The sequence below is a fragment of the Oerskovia turbata genome, assembly GCF_000718325.1.
In the GTDB taxonomy this organism is placed as follows: Bacteria; Actinomycetota; Actinomycetes; order Actinomycetales; family Cellulomonadaceae; genus Oerskovia; species Oerskovia turbata.
On record NZ_JOFV01000011.1, the window covers coordinates 10,626 to 28,724 of the forward strand.

The 18,099-nt window shown below is 73.1% G+C and carries 9 protein-coding genes; all 9 read right to left on the reverse strand.

Annotated features, from left to right (window positions below; translation table 11 throughout):
- Positions 1-28: 28 nt before the first annotated feature.
- The 9 genes from IE95_RS0112680 to IE95_RS0112720 are packed head-to-tail and all read right to left on the reverse strand — an operon-like array spanning position 29 to position 17,718.
- Entirely contained in the window at positions 29-727 is a 699-nt protein-coding gene (locus tag IE95_RS0112680) for an FHA domain-containing protein (RefSeq protein WP_030151990.1), read from the reverse strand.
- Complete coding sequence (locus IE95_RS0112685; RefSeq protein ID WP_030151991.1) at positions 724-2,496, reverse strand: serine/threonine-protein kinase; 1,773 nt, start codon at positions 2,494-2,496, stop codon at positions 724-726. Before IE95_RS0112685 ends, IE95_RS0112680 begins: the two co-directional genes overlap by 4 nt.
- On the reverse strand, positions 2,493-4,379 hold the full coding sequence (locus IE95_RS21115) for an FHA domain-containing protein (protein WP_030151992.1): 1,887 nt from the start codon (positions 4,377-4,379) through the stop codon (positions 2,493-2,495). Before IE95_RS21115 ends, IE95_RS0112685 begins: the two co-directional genes overlap by 4 nt.
- Positions 4,376-5,218, reverse strand: coding sequence for a PP2C family protein-serine/threonine phosphatase (locus IE95_RS0112695; RefSeq protein WP_036571986.1), 843 nt, complete (start codon positions 5,216-5,218; stop codon positions 4,376-4,378). The genes IE95_RS21115 and IE95_RS0112695 overlap by 4 nt, the downstream gene beginning before the upstream one ends.
- The gene (locus tag IE95_RS0112700; protein ID WP_129429597.1) at positions 5,215-6,702 is read right to left on the reverse strand and encodes an RDD family protein; all 1,488 of its coding nucleotides are present in this window, start codon (positions 6,700-6,702) and stop codon (positions 5,215-5,217) included. Before IE95_RS0112700 ends, IE95_RS0112695 begins: the two co-directional genes overlap by 4 nt.
- Positions 6,702-9,206, reverse strand: coding sequence for a transglutaminase-like domain-containing protein (locus IE95_RS0112705; RefSeq protein ID WP_051703073.1), 2,505 nt, complete (start codon positions 9,204-9,206; stop codon positions 6,702-6,704). Before IE95_RS0112705 ends, IE95_RS0112700 begins: the two co-directional genes overlap by 1 nt.
- Complete coding sequence (locus IE95_RS0112710; protein WP_030151996.1) at positions 9,206-10,660, reverse strand: DUF58 domain-containing protein; 1,455 nt, start codon at positions 10,658-10,660, stop codon at positions 9,206-9,208. Before IE95_RS0112710 ends, IE95_RS0112705 begins: the two co-directional genes overlap by 1 nt.
- 4 nt (positions 10,661-10,664) lie before the next feature.
- Complete coding sequence (locus IE95_RS0112715; RefSeq protein WP_030151997.1) at positions 10,665-11,639, reverse strand: AAA family ATPase; 975 nt, start codon at positions 11,637-11,639, stop codon at positions 10,665-10,667.
- Positions 11,640-11,697: 58 nt separating this feature from the next.
- Complete coding sequence (locus IE95_RS0112720; protein ID WP_051703074.1) at positions 11,698-17,718, reverse strand: Ig-like domain-containing protein; 6,021 nt, start codon at positions 17,716-17,718, stop codon at positions 11,698-11,700.
- Positions 17,719-18,099: the final 381 nt, after the last annotated feature.

An 18,099-nucleotide genomic window follows, 5' to 3' on the forward strand; every position in this document is an offset into this window, starting at 1 on the left:
TCCTTCGTAGCAGGTGCGTGGACGGGGTTCAGGAGCTCTCGTCCACCAGGTCGAGCAGGGGCAGGTCCTCGGTCGTCACGAGGCGCGAGGCCACCGCGTACTCCACGAGGCGTGCACGACGGTTCGTGGCGAGCGCCCCGACTCCCCCGCGCAGCCCCTTGACGCCGATGCGGTCCAGCCGCTCGCACACGTTGTCGAGCTTGCGGTTGAAGCGGGTCGTGGCCCAGCCGAGGCGGCGTGCGGCGTCGGCGGAGGTCGGGATCTCGGAGAGTCCCGTCCCGTCCCGCCGCAGCACGGGCTCGGCGAGCGACAGGATGAGCTGCTTCTGGCTGATCGTGAAAGGGATGGCCCCGATCGTGGTCGCTCCGTCGGACGGCTCCTCGGAACGGATCTCCTGGTAGGGCGCGCCCTGAAGCCGGACCCGCATCTCGTAGGTGGTCGGCCCGGCCGTGAAGACGACCGCCATCGACGGGAACACCAGCGGCAGGCGGTTGCCGGGCGACAGCCACGACTGGACGCCGCCGCCGGCGTCGCAGACGGTCGCGGAGATCAGCGAGCCGACGTTCGCGAGCCACCAGATGCCGTTCTCGTGCGAGATGCGCAGGAAGTGCCGGTGCAGGTACGGGTTGTCCTCGATCTCGAGGTCGCCGTCGCGCCCGATGTCGAACGTCCCGCCGGGGACGGGGCGGAACCACTCGCCGCAGAACTCGATCGCCAGGTCGCTCATGGGTTCACGCAGCCCTTCACCGGGACGGACGGCTTCCCGTCCCGGACGGTACGGATCTCGACGCAGACGGTGTCGGTCTCCCCCGCGGGGACCTTCACGTACTCCCTCCCCGCGGGCACCGGGGCCGACCACGTCTCCGTGGTCGGGTCGATGTGCTGCCACGCGTAGGTGTCGCCGACCTCGACACCCTCGGGGGCCGACCAGGTGAAGGAGGCGCTCCCGCTCGTGACGTCGTACTGCGCCTGCAGGTCCTCGGGGGGCGGGACCAGGTCACCGAGGTTGTCGTTCGGCACGTCGTCCGGCTCGTCCGCCGAGGTCGTACCGCCCACCGTGTCCGTGTCGGTCGGGGTCCCGTCCGGGAGGAGCGCGTAGATCCCGACCACCACGAGCACGAGGAACCCGGCGCCTGCGAGGAACGTCCAGAGGGCACGCCGCGTCCGCGGTCGTGCCTGCTCGGGCTCGGGCGAGGCGCCCGGTGCGCGGTGCACGGTGTCGTCGGTCGGCGGCCCCCACACGGCGGTCCCGGTCCCGGTGCTCTCCGGGCCGGCAGCGGGGCGCGGCGGGACGTACCCGGGGCCCGACGCCGGAGCCTGGGCCGGGCGCGCGGGTGCGGGCGCGTAGTACCCGACCTGGGCGGGCCCCCCCGCCCCGGGCTGCCCGGCGTAGGCACCGGGCGCCGCAGGAGCATGCGGTGCGGGAGCGTGCGCCACGGGAGCGGAACCGCCCGTCGACGCTCCGACGGGTACGTGCCGCTGGACCGGGGCGGTGCCGCTCGTCGACGACGGAGCGCCGGTCGGGTGGGCCCCGCCAGCACCTCCTCCACGGGGGTCGATCGAGACGACCGCGCGCAACCGCGTACCGCCGTCGTCGTCGGCCTCCTCCTCCTGCGTGATCCCCGTGTCGGCGAGCACGTCGAGGGGGGTCACCGCGAGCGAGAGCTCGTTCTGGACCTGCTGGAGCGCCCGCGCGAAGGCGAGCATCGTCGGGTAGCGCGAGGCCGGGTTCTTGGCCATGGCGGTGCCGAGCACCCGCTCGAGCGAGGGCGGCACGTCGGTACGTCCGGTCGGAGCCAGCGGCGTCGACTCGATGCGCGTGATGAGGCTCGCGCTCGAGTTGGACCCTCCTGGCAGCTCGAACGGCGCCCGCCCGGCAAGCAGGGTGAAGGTGGTGGCGGCGAGCGCCCAGACGTCCGTCTCCTTGCCCGCCCACGGGTCCTCGGCGAAGGACTCCGGGGGCGACCACGGGATCGACATGCCCTCGGCCCGGGAGGCGTCGTCCATGGTCGAGGAGATGCCGAAGTCGGTGAGCGCCGGGTGGCCGTACTCGGTCACGAGGATGTTCGCGGGCTTGATGTCCCGGTGCAGGATCCCGGCCCGGTGCGCGGTCTCGACCGCTCCCGCGATCTGTACGGCGACGCGCAGCGCCTCGGCGACGCTGAGCCGCTCGGAGCGGTAGCGGGCCCCGAGGTTGGGCCGTGAGCAGTACTCCATCGCGAGGTAGGGGCGTCCGTCGGACGTCACGTTCGCCTCGTACATGGTCACGATGGACGGGTGGGTCGAGAGGGTCGCCATGAGGTCGGCCTCGACGTCGAACGCGGCGCGCTGCGACTCGCTCGACCACTCGTGCAGGAGGACCTTGATCGCCACCCGACGCCGGGGACGCTGCTGCTGGTAGAGGAAGACGTCGGAGAACCCGCCGGAACCGACGATCGACACGTACTCGTACCCGTCGATCAGCGGCGGCGGCGACGGGGCACGCTTGCTGCTCATAGCAACCCTTCGAAGGTGAACGTCACGCCGTCACCCACGTCGACGACGTCGTGCGACGCGACCATCGCGGGCTCCCCGGGGTGCAGGCGCCGAGGCGGCTGCCCGGGGCGCAGGAGCGTGGTGCCGTTGGTCGTGTTGAGGTCGCACACCAGCACGTGCCACCCCTCGAGCTGGATCTCGACGTGCGAGCGCGAGATGTCCTGCTCGGGGCTCGGCACCGCGACCAGGCGCGGCAGGTCGTTGCTCTGCGCTCGCGTCGTGCGAGGGCGGCGTCCGAGCACCACCGGGCGGTCGAGCTCCACGACCTGACCGTTGGAGAGCGTGAAGCGGCCCAGCGAGGGTCGGGTCACGAGGTGAGCATCCCCCACCAGGACGTGCGCGCAGCTCCCGCAGGTCTCCCGCGACGGGGGGTTCGCGTGACCGTCCACGCACGTGCGGGCCAGGATCTGCTGGGAGCCCGGAGGAGCGGGCGGCACGAAGGTCGGCCCTGCGGCGGGGGCCGGACCTGCGGCCGGGCTGCCGAGCAGCCCAGGTCCTGCCGCCGGAACGGGCACGACGCCGAGCGGCGCGGCCGCTCCGGGCAGCACGAGGGGCGCGGGGGGCGCGGGGACGGCGGTGGAACCTCCGACACCGGACACCTGCGCGCGGAGATCGGCGATGACCGAGGAGAAGACGGTGTGCCCGTCGTGGTCGTCCCCCTCCAGGCCTTCCCCGGTCGCCAGCTCGAGGCCAGGTCGCTGGGCCTGGTCACCCCTGACCGTGGCCGTGGCCGCGCGCACCGACGCGGCGGGCGTCGACCCGGTCCACTCCCGAGGGATCCCGTCGATCATGCCGGCGACGGGCTGGGGAGTTCCGGCGGGCGGCGCGGGGACGGGGGTCGCGTCCTCGACCGACGGCACGGCGGCGGGAGCCGGGGCGGGAGCCGGGGCGGGCGGCGCGTCGACGTCGTCCTCCTCGTCGATGCGGATCGCGGCGTCCTCGACGGTCCGCAGAACGGTGGACTCCCACAGGTGCCCGTAGCCGTCGTCGACGGCCGCCACCGCGTCGTCGAGGCCGCCGACGTCGGGGCCGTCGTCGGCGTCGAGGTCACCGGTGTCGAGGTCGCCGGCCGGGGGGACGACCGTGAGCTCGGGCGCGATCGTCTCCATCGAGACGATCGTCTCGGCCGACCGCTCGTCGACCGGTGAGCGCGTCGGCACGACCTCGTCGGGCGCTGCGTCGAGGCCCGGTACCGCCGCGAGGGCCGGGTCCAGGTGCTCGTCCTCGGTCGGCACCGCGCTTCCCACCAGGACCGGCTCGAACGCGGACGCCGGGCGGGCACCAGGGACGGCACGGGCCTCGACGGCCTCCGGCGTCCCTGTGTGCTCACCACGGGGGGTGTCCGTGGGCACGGACGACGTGCCGACGAGGTGCCGGACGATCCGCGACACCAGCACCACGCCCTCGTGGAGCGGGAGGCCGACCAGCGCCACCTGTCCCGGGCCCGCCTCCAGCGCAGGGGCGTCCTCGACCCCGAGCTGGACCGAGACCTCCTCGACGTCGTCCACGAGACGCTCGGACCAGGTGGTCACGTCGTCGCCGTCCACGTGGACCCGGGCGGAGGACGTGCTCAACGTGACGGAGACCTCGCCACGGACGGCGACCTGAGCGCGTCGCCCCGACACGACCGCGACGGCGAACGGCGGCATCGTCCGCAAGGTCGCCCCGAGGACCACGGTCAGGAGCTGGATGACCTCGATGACCTCGACGTCGGTGTCTCCTGCCGCGTCGAGGCCGTCCCACAGGCGTCCGACGAGCTCGCTCGTCGCCCCCTCCGGGAGGACGACGATCGCGCCACCCCGGACGAACCCGAACGCGCTCCCGGTGTCGTAGCGCAGTCTCACGTCCTGTCCCCCATCTGAAGGCGAATCTCTCGCGGCAAGGTGTCCTCGTCGGCGTACCCCAGGTTCTCGCGGGGGGCCGTGGAACCGTCGCTGGTGTCCCCCCACGCCCCGGTCGCGTCCACGACGACGACAGTGATGTTATCCCGCCCTCCCGCGACGATGGCCTCGTTGACCAGACGGTCGGCTGCGGCCTGGGGGTCCGGCTGAGCGAGCAGGATCTCCGTGATCCGTTCGTCCGAGAGCTCGCCCGTCAGGCCGTCGGAGCACACGAGCATCCGGTCCCGTGCGGCGATGGGCACCCAGCAGAAGTCGGGCTCGGGCGGGAGCGAGGCCCCGACGGCGCGCGTGACGACGTGACGTCGCGGGTGGGTCAGCGCCTCGGTCGCCGTGAGCGTCCCCGCGTCCACCATCTCCTGGACCTCCGAGTGGTCCACGCTCAGCTGCTCGAGCACCCCGTGCGACATCTGGTAGGTCCGCGAGTCACCGATGTTGACCACGAGCCAGTACGGCATGCCCTCCATCTGGGCCACGACGACGCCGGTCACGGTCGTCCCGGCGCCGCGGCCGGGTTCGGTGCTGATGGCGCGGACGTCGTCCTGCGCCACGACGAGCCGGTCACGCACGTCCTCGGGCGAGACCGTGGCCAGCGCGCCGAGCGGACGGAGGGCGTCGATGGTCGCGGAGCTCGCGACCTCGCCGGCGTCGTGCCCGCCCATGCCGTCGGCGACGAAGAAGACCGAGCGGTCGGCGAGGAAGCTGTCCTCGTTGAGGAGCCGCCGTGCCCCCCGGTGCGAGCTCGCGCCCCAGACCAGGCTCACCCCGGCGGGCCACCCGCTCATGCGCCGGACCCCGGGTGGACGACGATGCGCCGGTCCCCGACGGTGATCACCGAGCCGACGGGCACGGGCACGCGCACACCCGGGTCGAGCGCCACGGGCGCCCCGCCGGGCCGGAGGAGGACCGTCCCGTTCGTCGACCCGCGGTCCTGCACCCACAGGCCGCCGGCGTCGAATCCCAGCTCGACGTGCGTCTTGGAGACCGACCGCGTCGGGTCCTCGACCCGGACGAGGGTCCTGGCCTCGCCCCCCGACGCCTGCGGGTTGCGTCCGACGAGCGCGGGTCCGGTGAGGGGGACCCGCTGACCCGACTCGAGCTCGAGCACGGCCCCGGGCGTGGGTGTCGCCTCGTGCGCCTCGTGCCGGATCTCCCGGGCGCTCAGGCGCGTGGAGTCCCAGTCAGGTTCCTCGTGGGCAGGCGCCGGCGTCGCCGTGGTCGCAGGGACCGCGAGAGGGCCGAGGGCCGGGGACGGCGTGACCGGCGCGGAGCCCGAGGGGGACGCAGCGCCTGGCACGCCCGTGATCAGCCCGCCCACGGGTGCGACCGGGGCCTGTTGCGACTGCTGCGGGAAGGCCCACGGGTCACCGACGGGGGCAGCACCGGCCCCCGGCGCCTGGCCGCCGGTCTGCGCGGCGAACGACCCGGCGGGGAGGGGCCCCGACGGCGAGGGGCCGCGGTACCCGCTCGGGGGCGTCGCGACCTGGTGGGTGCTCGGCTGCCCGACGGCGCCGACCTCGGCGTTCCCGTCGTGGAGTCCTCGGACGTCGAGCACGAGCGCCTTGGCGGCCTTGTCCTGCCATCCCTGGTTCCGTCCCGAGCTGTCGAAGGCCGGGGAGAGGACGACGAGCAGCTCGCCGATCCCCAGGGCGAGGGCCCCGAGGAAGGTGATGATCCAGCGGAGCGCCGCCCGCCCGAAGCCCAGGGGCGACCGGTCCTCGGCCCGGACGGACCGGACGCCGGTCGCGAGGTTGCCGAGCGTCCGGCCCGTGCGCCCCTCCCAGAACCAGATGCCGCCCCAGCACGCGAGCGACACCGCTCCGGCCACCGCGCACGCGAACAGCAGGCGGCCGAGCAGCACCTGGGCCTCGGCCGGGGTCGTGACCGAGGCCAGCGCGGTCGGAGACACCCCGGCCACCGCGCCACCACCGAGCAGCACGGCCGCGAAGACCAAGGAGACCGCGGCGGCGTCGACGAGGAACGCGACGAACCTGCGTCCCGTGCCGGCCACCGGCGCGCCGTCGAGCCCCGTCTGCGGCGCGGCAGCGTCCGTCCGTCGCAGGAACGGCACCGCGCGCTGGGTCGCCGCAGCGACGTCGCGCTCGGTCGTGATCGCGATCGACGGCTCGCGGCCCGACGACGGTGCGCCGCCGACGGGCGCGCCGTACGGCACCGCCGTGCTGGGCATCTTCGTCCCGCAGACGGCGCAGAACGACGAACCCGCCGGCTGTGCCGTCCCGCAGGCGCTGCAGCTCAGCTGCTCGGACATCAGGACTCCCCTGGCTTCGGGCCGGAACCGGTCGGAGGTCTCGTCACGGTCCGGGCGGACGGTCGGGCCGGTCGGCGCAGCGCCGGGACCCAGGAGGGGACCCACGCCGGTCGAGCACCCCGCAGGGATCGTAGCGAGACCGCCGCGCGCACGCGCTGCCCGCGCGGCCTGGTCGACCTCATGCCCACCAGGACCGAGTCCACCTCGCTCCAGAAGGCGTCGACCTGCTGGGGGCTCGGGTCCCCGGTGCCGAACACCGTCGCGTCGGCCGAGCGCGCGAGCGTCACGGTCGGCGCCGCGGCCACGGGGAACGCCTCGGCCAGCGTGCCGGCGCTCTCGCGACGGGTCGCACCCGCGGGGACCGGGGCACCCAGGTCCGTGGCGGCGTCGAGCACCTCGCGCCAGCCACCGCTGATGCGGTCGACGGGGCGGTCGGCCGACCGCCGTCTCTTCCTGCGTCGCGACTTGAGCAGGAGGACCAGGAGCAGCGGCAGGGCGAGGACCAGGAGCGGAACGGTCACCGCGACCGCGACGAGCGCGGCCCGACCCCAGTCGAACGCGTTCGACTCGGCGTCGTCCTCCTTCTCCTCGTCGTCGACCGTGCCGGCCTCGGCGTCGGCGGGTTCCTCGGGCGGCTCGGGGTCCTCGAGGACCGGGGGCTTGGGCACCTGGTCGCTCTTGGGCTCGGGCTCGATCTTGTTGTCCTCCTCGGGGATCGCGTCGATCGGGACCCAGCCGTAGCCCGCGAACGGGACCTCGACCCAGGCGTGCACGTCGGCCCCCGTCGCCACGAACGGCGTGCCCGCCTCCCAGGCCTCGGGGTCCGGGTAGAAGCCCATGACGACGCGGGCCGGGATGCCCGCCGACTGCGCCATGAGGGCGAGAGCCACCGCGAACTGCTCGTCGTCGCCGATCATCTCGTCGGCCGCGAGCAGCGTGTCGATGCGCTCGGCCGAGTGGCCCGGTCGGGAGGGGAGCTGGGTCTCGAGCCCGCTCGAGAAGATCCCGCTCGCCTCGAGCCCCGTCTCGAGGTTCTTGAGCTGGACGAGCGGGTCCGTCTCCTCGGCCATGAACTGCGCGGCCTTGCCCCCGACCGAGTCCGGGACGTTGCGGGGCGCCGGGAGCTTCGCGTCCAGGACGTGCGAGGACTCCAGGTCCTCGACCGAGGGCGTCGGAGCGACGATCGCGTCGAGCCGGAACGTGTCACCGGGGCGCAGGCCCGCGGTCACGACGCCCGTGCCGGTCTCCGAGTTGTAGTACGTCGTGGTGCTCAGCGCCTCGCCGCGCTCCCCCGTGTACCGGATGCCCGCGAGCGCCCCGACGTCGGGCAGCCACACGCCCCGGTAGTCGCCGATGGTGACCGTCAGGTCGGTCGGGGAGCCCTGGGCGACGGTCGCGATCTGGTCGCCGGCGCGCGTGAAGACCCCCGAGCCCGCACCGCTCGAGACGTCGTAGACCACACCGTTGTACGTGTCGAGAGTCGCGAGACGCACCCGTGCACCGGCGGGCAGGCCGTCGACCGTGAACAGCTCGTCGTCCGTCATCTCCTTGGCGTACTTGCGGAACGACACGAGCGGGCTCACGTACTCGTGGAGGTCGAGCGGCGGGACGATCTGCTCGCGCAGGACCATGCGCTCGGTGTCCGGGGTCACGACGGGGACGAGCAGGACGGCGGCGACCGCGCCGAGCGCGAGCATCGCCGCGCCCCCTCTGGCCCGGTGCCAGCGCAGGCGCCGGGTCGCGACGACGCTCGCGGCCGTCAGGACCTGACGCTCACCGAGGCGCGCCTCGGTCGCGCGCCACGAGCCCCACAGGAGCCCGACGACGACGAGCACCAGCCCCTGCACGAGAGGGGACGCGGGCACGAGCGTGCCCAGCAGGATCACCCCGGCGAACGCGACGACGACGGGGAGCAGCGCCCACTGCCCGGCACGGACCCGCCAGGCGAGCGTGCCGGCGACCAGCGCGCTCAGGAAGAGCAGCAGGAAGGGGACGACGGCCAGCTCCGGGAAGGACTGCAGAGGCGGCACCGAGGTGACGATCTCCTTCCACCCCGTGATCGCCCCCAGCAGCAGGCCGCGAAGCGTGTCGACGGTCGGCAGGACCCCGGCGAGGGTCGTCCCGGGCAGGGCGAACGGTCCGCCGAGCACCAGGTACGTCACCATGGCCACGGCGGTCACGGTGACCGTGCCCCACCGCCGCCAGGCGCCGAGCCACGCGACGCCCAACCCCAGCACGAGGCCCCCGAGCGCAGGCACGAGGTAGGCCGTCGAACCCCACGCCGGACCGAAGCCGACGACGGCGGCCCCCAGCATCACGACGAGAGCGAGGGCGTCGACGGCCCCCGTCGCCCGCAGCGCGCGCGGTCCGTCGCCACCGCGCAGGCGGGTCGACGAGCGTGCCGTGGTCAGGTTCGACCGTGTACCGGTCCTGCTCGTGTGGCCGGGTTCCGCACCGGGACCGGTCGACGGGGCCGGCCGGCCCCGCGTGTCGTTCTCGGTCATCAGTCGTTCAGCCTCCGCAGCGCGAGGGGGAGGTCGCCGAGCTCCCCGATGGTGAGCACGACGAGCTCGGCGATCCGGTGACGACTGACCTTCGCCCCCGGCAGGCACTGGATCGCCATGACCCGGACGTCCTGGGGCAGCCGGGCCGAGGCGGCACGCAGCTCGGTGGGCGAGACGGCGCTCCCCACGACGAGCGCGACGACCGACGCGTCCGTGACGCTCGTGGCGGCCACGCGAGCCAGGTCCACGAGGCTCGTGTGCATCGACCGCGTCTCGACCCGGGCCAGGTCGTCGAGGAGCCGTACCCGGTTGTCACCGCGCAGGCTGCCGTCGTTGACGAGGACGGTCAGTCCGCGGTCCTCCTTGATGGCCTGGAGGCCGAGCGAGCCGCACGAGCTCACCGCGAGCTCGAACTCGTCGGGGTGGGCGTAGTCCTCGGCACGGGTCGAGAGCACGACCGCGAGGTGTGATCGCCGTGTCTCCTCGAACTGCCGCACCATGAGCTGGCCCGTGCGGGCCGTGGTCTTCCAGTGGATGTGGCGGCGGTCGTCGCCAGGGACGTAGTCGCGCAGCGCGTGGAACGACACGTCGGAGTTGGAGATGTCCTGGGTGACACGTCCCTCGAGGTCGCGCAGGAAGCCCGTCGAGGAGCCCGACAGGTTCTTGGTCCGGGGGTGCACGAACAGCTCCTCGGGGTTCGTCCAGACGACCTCGCGGCGCAGCAGGCCGAGCGGGTCCGCGCGCACCGAGCGCACCGGGCCGACGGGGATGACCGAGCGGCGGTGCGTCGGGATCGTGAAGATCTCCTCGTGGCTCGCCCCTGACCGCAGGCGCGGCACGGGGAACGACGCGACACCGGCGCCGACGGGCAGCTCCATCACGGCGGGCAGCAGCGGGCGCGGGGACCGGTTGCTCACCTCGAGCGTGCCGACCGCCCGGTCCCCCACCGTGACGCGCCGCTGCCCCAGGTCGAGCTGCACGGAGTACCGGAACGTCCCGCGGACGAACGCGAGCGCGCCGAGCATCGCCACGGTCGCCACGACCGCGACCGCGAGCAGCTCGACCCACGCGAAGACCAGTCCGGTCCACCACGCCGCGGCGAGGCCGACGAGGACCGCCCAGCCGAACGGGCTCACGACCGAGGTCGCCGCCGACAGCCCCGTGGCGACCCGCCCCGTCACCGGGGCGAGCAGCGCACGCAGGCGCTCGCCCGGTCCGTCACCGCCGCCGCCCGACGGCGTCACGAACCCTGGGCGCGCGGGCGCGGGCGGGACGTCGCCGGACGTGGCCCCGACCCGTCGTCGACGCCGTCCTGACCGCGCGCCCGGCGCCGGGGCCGGGTCCTGGCCGGGGCGCGACGTCGTCGGGCCGTCACCGCTCACCGGGGCGCCGGCCGCAGCGCCCGGTCCGGTCGGGTTGCTGCGTGCGGCGACAGCGGGTTCCGTCGTGGTCATCGCGTCAGGCCGACCGGCGTTCCTGCGGCGCGGCGACGTCCGCGAGGATGCGCGCGAGCACGCCCTCGTTCGTCGCGCCGGCGAACTCGGCCTCGGGGTCGAGCACCAGGCGGTGCGCCCAGGCGGGCAGCGCGAGCTCCTTGACGTCGTCGGGCAGGACGTAGTTGCGCCCGTGCGCGGCCGCCCACACCTTGGCGCAACGCACCAGGGCGAGCGCCCCTCGCACCGAGACGCCGACCCGGCACTCGGACGCGTTGCGCGTCTCCTCGGCCAGTCGCGAGATGTACTCGAGCACCGCACCGTCGACGTGGACGCCCGCGGCCAGGTCCGCCATCTCCGCGACGGCCTGCGTCGTGATGAGCGCCTGCAGGGCCGCGCTGCGGTCCCGCACCGAGGCGCCCTGGAGGATCTCGACCGTGGCCGCGTGGTCCGGGTAGCCGAGCGAGGTCTTCATGAGGAAGCGGTCGAGCTGCGCCTCCGGCAGACGGTACGTGCCCGCCTGCTCGATCGGGTTCTGCGTCGCGATGACCATGAACGGACGACCCACCGAGTGCGTCACGCCGTCGACCGTGATCTGCCCCTCCTCCATGACCTCCAGGAGAGCGGACTGCGTCTTGGGCGAGGCACGGTTGATCTCGTCCGCGAGCACGATCGACGCGAAGATCGGGCCCTGGTGGAACTCGAACCTCGCCGTCTTCTGGTCGTAGATCGTCACACCCGTCACGTCGGACGGCAGCAGGTCCGGCGTGAACTGGATGCGGTTCTGGGTGCCCTGGACGCTCGCGGCGAGCGCACGGGCGAGCGAGGTCTTGCCCGTGCCCGGCGCGTCCTCCAGGAGGATGTGCCCCTCGGACAGCATGCAGGTCAGGACCAGGCGCACCACGTGGGCCTTGCCCAGGACCGCCTGGCCCACGTTGGAGACCAGGCGGTCGAAGGTCTGAGCGAACCAGGCGGCCTGCTCGGGGGTCATGGAGGTCATGGGGTGCTGCTCTCTCGTGAGGTCGTGCGGAAGGACGGGATCGGGTCGGGGGCCAGGGTCACCACGGCACGGGTGTCACCCAGCTCTGGTCACCGGCCCCGCTGACGTTGACGCTGACGAGTCGGCCCGGCCAGCCGAACCAGCAGCCGAAGTCGCCCGTCGTCCCCGAACCGCTCAGGTTGAAGGAGTAGACGTAGCCGCCACCGATCGTGGTCCAGGAGCCGTCGGGCTGCTGGTCCCGGCACACGAACCCGTAGTTCCCGGCCGGCAGGTTCGTGTACGCCACGCGGAAGTAGTTCATGCCGCCCCCCGCGCTCGACCCACGGACCACCTTGATGTTGGGCTTGGGGTCGGTCGTCAGGGTGACGGTGTTGCTGCTCCCGCTGCACCCGGCCGCGTTGCAGGCCTTCGCGGACCGGCTGTGCGTCTGGCTGTAGCCGTTGCCCACCGTGATGCTCGTCGCCCTCTCACCGGAGCTCCACTCGTAGTGCGTGATGGCGCTGCCCCCGTTGTCGCCGGGAGCCGACAGGTCGAAGACCAGGCTCGTCGCGCCGCTCTTGCGTCCCGACACGGACGGCGGGGCGGGCACCGTGTAGGCCTTGATCGCGGGCGACGCGGAGCTCGCCGGCGAGTCACCCGCAGCGTTCTTGGCCGTGACCGTGAAGGTGTAGGACCCCGTGGGCAGGTCGAACCCTGCCTCCCGCGTCCCTCCGCCCACGGTCTTCGCGGTGCCGTTGCTCGCCCTGACGGTGTAGCTCGACACGGGGCTGCCGTTGGCATCGGCCGCAGGCCACGTGACCGTGATGTTCCCTGCGGACTCCGAGACGCCCGGGCGGCCGGGGGCACCCGGGATCCCGAACGGGACGACCGCCGCGGACGCGGGGCTCGTGGCCCCCCGTCCCGCCTTGTTCTCCCCGGTGACGGTGAAGGTGTACGACGCCTCGTTGTCGAGGCCGCTCACCGCGAGGGTGGTCGCACCCTCGACGGTGACCGTCCCGCCGTCCTTCGCGCCGTTCTTGTAGCGGTCGACGTAGTACACGGAGACCGCGTCACCGTTCTCGTCGTCCGGCTTGGACCAGGACAGGTCGACGACGCCGCCGTTGACCGACGACGTGCGACGCTCGGCCCGTGGGGCGGCCGACGCGAACGGCACGCCCGCGGGGACCATGGCCGCCGACGGGCCGGACCAGTCCGAGGGGTCCGGTGCACCGTTGAGCTCCGCGGCGTTCACCGCCTGGACCTCGACCGTGTACGACGTGCCGTTCTTCAGGCCGGTCCACTCGAACTGGGTGCCGGTCACGCACATCTGGTCCTTGCCCCCGACCGAGGGGGAGATCCGGAGATTGACGCACTGGATCGGGGACCGGTCGGTGTACGTCTTGTTGACCCACGAGATCTTGAGCGACGTGTCGCCGAAGTCCAGGGTCGGGGGCGCGGGCCGGTCCGGCTTCTCGTCCGGACGTGCCTCGGCCGACGGGACCGACGCGTCCGAGTCGTTGACCTCGTTCGTCGCGACCACCGTGAACGTGTACCTGACGTCGTTCGTCAGACCGTCGAGGGTGCACGTCGTGGTGCCGCACGCCTTGCTGTAGCCGTTGTTCGACGTCACGGTGTACCCCGTGATCTCGGCCCCGTTGTTGGCCGGCGGCTCCCAGCTCAGGACGACCGTCCTGGAACGGACCTCCTCGACGGTCGGCTTGCCCGGCGCGTCGGGGCGTCCCTGGACGTTGATCTGGATGCGCCCCTCGACCTCGCGGTCGGGGTCCTTGGTCGCGTCCTGGACGCGGTACCGGACGACCATGACCCCGAAGAACGTGTCCTTGGGCGTGACGGTGACCTTGTCGCCGTCGATCGCGGGCGTGCCTTCGCCCGTGTCGACGGTCACCGCGGTGATCGTGAGCGGGGTCTCCGGGAACGGGTTGCTGTCGTTGGCGAGGACGTCGACCGACACCGCCTTGCCCTGGTGGGCCTTGTCGACCGTGTCCTCGTTGGCCTTGGCCAGCGGGCGGGTGGACGCCACGACCTCGACCGTGAGCGCACCGTCCACGGGCGGGTGCCCGCCGTCGGTCACCGAGATCGGGACGGAGAGCGTGGTGCCCTTGGCGACCTCCGGGGTCGCCTGGACGGTCGCGGTCGCGCCGCTCACGCTGACCGTGAGCCCGGCCGGGACCGCACCCACCTTGAACGTCAGCGAGTCACCGTCGGGGTCGGTCGCGAACCGGGCGAGGTCGACCGAGCCCTCGTCCCCCGCGGCGACGTCCACGTTGGGAGCGCCGAGCTCGGGAGGCAGGTTGGCGGGGGGCAGCACCGAGATCGGCAGCGAGAGCATCGCCGTGTGCCCCTCGGGGTCGTCCGGGCCGGCACCGTCGGTGACCTCGAACGTCACGGACGCCGTCCCCACGTACTCGGGGTCGGAGGTGTAGGTGAGGTTCGTGGCGTCCGTGACCACGGCGGCACCGTTGAGCGGCGCGACCTTCGTCTCGTCCGTCAGGCGAGGGGTCCGCCCTTCGGCGACCAGGACGTAGTCGGTGATGTCGATCGGCAGCGGCTCGCCCGAGGTGACCTCGAGCGGCACGATGCCCGGGCGCAGGACGGGGACCTGCTCGGTCAGGCCCGGGACGTGCACGAACGCCTTGGACGAGAGTCCGTCGACGTCGGTCACGACGTACGTGACCACCTGACGCTGCTCGGTCAACGTCACGCTCAGGGTGCCGTCGGGGTTGGCCCTCGCCGTCTGCGCGTCGGTGCTGACCGTGAGCTCGGAGGCCGCACCGTCCAGGTCGTCGTCGTTGTCGAGCACCGCGACCTCGACGCTCGTCCGCCCCAGGACCGCGGACATCGGGACGGTGTCGTCGCGCGCGACGGGGGCCAGCAGCGGAGCGTCCTGGTCGACCAGGACCGTGATCGCCGCCGCGGCGCGCGCCCCCTTGGAGTCCTGGATCCCGTAGTAGAACGTCGTGCTGCCTGCCTCGGTCGGGCTGGTCAGGACGACACGGTCGTTCCCGACGACCTCGGCGTCGAGCGCCTTGTCGGCCTCGAGCGCGGCCGGGACGAGGGAGATCTGGTCACCGTCGGGGTCGGTGTCGTTGGCGAGCGCAGGGACCGCGACGGTGCGGCCGGGGCGCACCGTGACCAGGTCGTCGACGGCGACGGGGCTCTGGTTCGTGGCAGGCGGCGCGGAGATGCCCACCTGGACCGTTCCCGTGGCCACCATGCCCCGCGCGTCGAGCACCGAGTAGGTGAAGGAGTCCGACCCCGTGGCCCCTTCGGCCGCCTTGTAGTCGATGAAGCGGTCCGTGACCTCCGCGGTGCCCTTGGTCGACGGGGTCGCGATACCCGTGAGCTGGACCGAGTCGCCGTCCGGGTCGATCCCGTCGAGCGGGACCGCGATCCGGACCGTCGCCCCCGTGAGCACGCGAGCCTGCAACGTCTGCGGTTGCGGCGGCGAGTTCTCCTTGCCGTCCCGGATGTGGATCGTGAGCTGGGCGGAGTCCTCCTGGCCGTTCTTGTCCCGGACCCGGTAGATCGCATAGGCGGTCCCCGCCTCGGTGCCGGCCTTGAACCGCACCTGTCCCTCGGAGACGAAGAGCTCTCCCTGCTCGGGCGGGACGCCCTGCTCGAACTCGTCCTGGAGGAACAGCTCGAGCCCGTCCGGGTGCGTGTCGTTCGTGAGGACCGGAATCGTGACGACGTCGCCCACGCGCACCGTGGCCTCGTCGGCGACCGCGTTCGGCGGCTGCAGCCTGGTCGGGGACGGCACGGGCACGACGCGGACCTGCCCGACCGTGGTCTGGGTCCCGTTGGAGACCGTGTACTCGATCGTCACGGGAGCGTCGAGCCGGCGGATCTCGGTGATCCGGAGCATCTGGTGGGCCAGGACCGCGACCGAGACGCCTGCGTCGTCGGGGACGCTGACCGACTGGACCACGAGCACGCCGCCCCCGGGGTCGGTGTCGTTGGCGAGCACGTCGACCAGCGTCTTGCCGCCCGAGGGCAGCAGCGCGGTGTCCGAGACCACGATCGGCGGGCCCTCGGCCGCCGAGGCGGGCAGGACGTCCACGCGGACCAGCCCCGTCGTCGCGTGGGGGCCGTCCGAGACCTGGTAGGTCAGGTCGTAGGACCGCGGCTCGTTCGAGAGGAACTGGAACGTCCCGGACCCGTAGTTGGGCGTGATCTGCGCGGGAGCGGACTCCGAGACGCTCGCGAGCCGCAGCTCGTCACCGTTCGCGTCGTGGTCGTTGAGGAGCGGCTCGACCAGCACGGGCTGGCCGGCAGGCACGACGACGTGGTCGGCGACCGCGACGGGCGGCAGCTGGCCCGCCCCGGACACGTCGACGTGCAGGACGCCCTCGAAGACACCGCCCATGCCGTCGGCGACGGTCACGGTGACGGTCTTGCGTCCCGTCGAGCCGCCGCCGTCGCGGAACACCACGGTGCCGTCGGGCCGCGAGCGGACCTCGTCGCCCGCCGACGTCGCCGAGGCGGCCGCGAGGTACAGGTCGTCGCCGTCGGGGTCGCGGAAGAAGGGGAGCACCTTGATCTCGGCGGTCTTGCCCTGCTCGACCACGAGGACCGGTTCGCCGGTCTGCTCGGGGGCCGCGTTCTCGCTCCACGGCGAGACGTTGAGCCGCACGCTCGCCTCGGCCACGCCGCCGCGGCCGTCCGAGACCGCGTACCGGAACGCGGAGGTCCCCTTCCCGGCGTCCTCCGGGACGATCGCCTGCAGCGCGGCACCGCCCAGCACGGACTGCACCTGGGCGCCGTCGGGGCCGTCGCCTGCGAGCGTCGCGGTCATGACGTCGCCGTCAGGGTCGACGTCGTTGCCCAGCACGGGCAGCAGGGTGGTCCGGCCGGGTCGCGCACCGAACGCGTCGTCCTGGGGCAACGGCGGCTGGTTGGGCTGCGAACGGTCCAGGACGAACTGGTCGACCTGCTCGGGGGTCGTCAGCTCGGCGTCGGACTCCTCGCCCTCCGCCTGCTCGGGCAGGACGAGCTCCCAGTCGTCGACCTTCTGGTACTCCTCGGCGGCCATCCACACGGTGCCCGCCGACAGGTCGTTGAGCACGATCGACGTGCGGTTGACCCTGTACTCCAGACGGCTCTGCGGGTCCAGGCCCTCGAGACGCTTGTCGAGGTCGCCGTCCGTGCCGTCGCAGTCGCGCAGGACCTGGCCGGTCTGCGACCAGGCGCCGTAGGTGCAGCCGTTGAGCTGGACGGGCGACGAGGGCACGCCCGACGCCGCGCGCGTGACCGAGTCGCCTCCGTCCACCGGCTGCAGCACGAGCCCCGACGCGGTCGCCACGGCGACCGCATCGGTCCGGGGGCCGGGCTGCTGGAGCCGCGCCTGCGACCCGTCCTCGAGCGGGACGACGTCGCCGCTCGGCAGGACGAGCTCCGACCGCGTCCGGTTCAGGACGACGGGTGCCGACCCGACGGTCGTGAGCTCGACCTCGTCACCCTTGGCGACCGGCACCTTCGAGGTCGTGACCTCCTGCGCGGTGCCGGTGGCCGCGGTCGAGACCTTGGTCAGCTCGCCGGTCGCCGGGACCAACGCGTAGACCGTGCCGTCCTGGGACACCTGCACGACGCCCTCGCCGTCGACCTCGGCGACCGGCTCGGTGGTCTCGGGGTCGAACGAGGTCGCGCCGGCGAACGGCAGCACCCACAGCAGCCCCTTCTCGCCGTCGAGGACCGCGACGCTCGAGCCACCCATCGCCACGTCCGCCCCGGTCGGGGGGCGCACCGAGCCGACGAGCTTGAGCCGTGCCACGTCCACGGGGCTCACCGAGCCGGCGCCGTCGTCGACCAGGAGCACCTTGCCCGCGTTCTGCAGCACGTCGAACGACGCGGACCCTGCGAGCATCGAGCCGTCGAGCGCCTGGGACTCGACGTTGAACCGCCCCAGCGCTCCACCCGAGGTCCGGGTGACCCACACACCCGAGTCGTTGAGCTCGACGTCGGCCGTCGCCTGACCGTCGTACGTGACGGCGAACGCGACCAGGAGGGCTGAGAAGACCGACACGGTGCTCACCGAGGCGATCGACCGTCGCTTGTCGTGGAGCCGGGCTAGAAAGGTCACAGAATCTCCGTGGGTGCGAGTGGTGCCACCGGTGTCCCCAGGGCCCCTCCTGCCAGGTGCCCCTACCCGTCGCGGGTGAAAGGATAGCTGCACGCAGGGGCAGGTCTGTCATCCACTGGATGGGGAGAACTCCCCCGCTCTCTACTGGTGGTAGATGCCACGGAGGTGTCGCAGCAGGCAGCGGCGCCTGTCACGGCGTCGACGGCGGTCGGTGCGCGGGGTGCAGGACGCCCGCTCCCCCGTCCACGAACCGAGACGCCGGCTCCCTCGTCCCGGACGCGTCCGTACGCAGCCCGGACGCGTCCGTACGCAGCGGGCTCACCCGCGCGCCACGCACCACGCGCCGACGCACCGCACGCCAGGAACGCCGGAGGGCGGTGC

What these genes read in the sequence shown, in the direction of transcription:
- IE95_RS0112680 (WP_030151990.1), bottom strand. Translation starts at nt 727, where the DNA reads ATGAGCGACCTGGCGATCGAGTTCTGCGGCGAGTGGTTCCGCCCCGTC.
- IE95_RS0112685 (WP_030151991.1), bottom strand. Translation starts at nt 2,496, where the DNA reads ATGAGCAGCAAGCGTGCCCCGTCGCCGCCGCCGCTGATCGACGGGTAC.
- IE95_RS0112695 (WP_036571986.1), bottom strand. Translation starts at nt 5,218, where the DNA reads ATGAGCGGGTGGCCCGCCGGGGTGAGCCTGGTCTGGGGCGCGAGCTCG.
- IE95_RS0112700 (WP_129429597.1), bottom strand. Translation starts at nt 6,702, where the DNA reads ATGTCCGAGCAGCTGAGCTGCAGCGCCTGCGGGACGGCACAGCCGGCG.
- IE95_RS0112705 (WP_051703073.1), bottom strand. Translation starts at nt 9,206, where the DNA reads ATGACCGAGAACGACACGCGGGGCCGGCCGGCCCCGTCGACCGGTCCC.
- IE95_RS0112710 (WP_030151996.1), bottom strand. Translation starts at nt 10,660, where the DNA reads ATGACCACGACGGAACCCGCTGTCGCCGCACGCAGCAACCCGACCGGA.
- IE95_RS0112715 (WP_030151997.1), bottom strand. Translation starts at nt 11,639, where the DNA reads ATGACCTCCATGACCCCCGAGCAGGCCGCCTGGTTCGCTCAGACCTTC.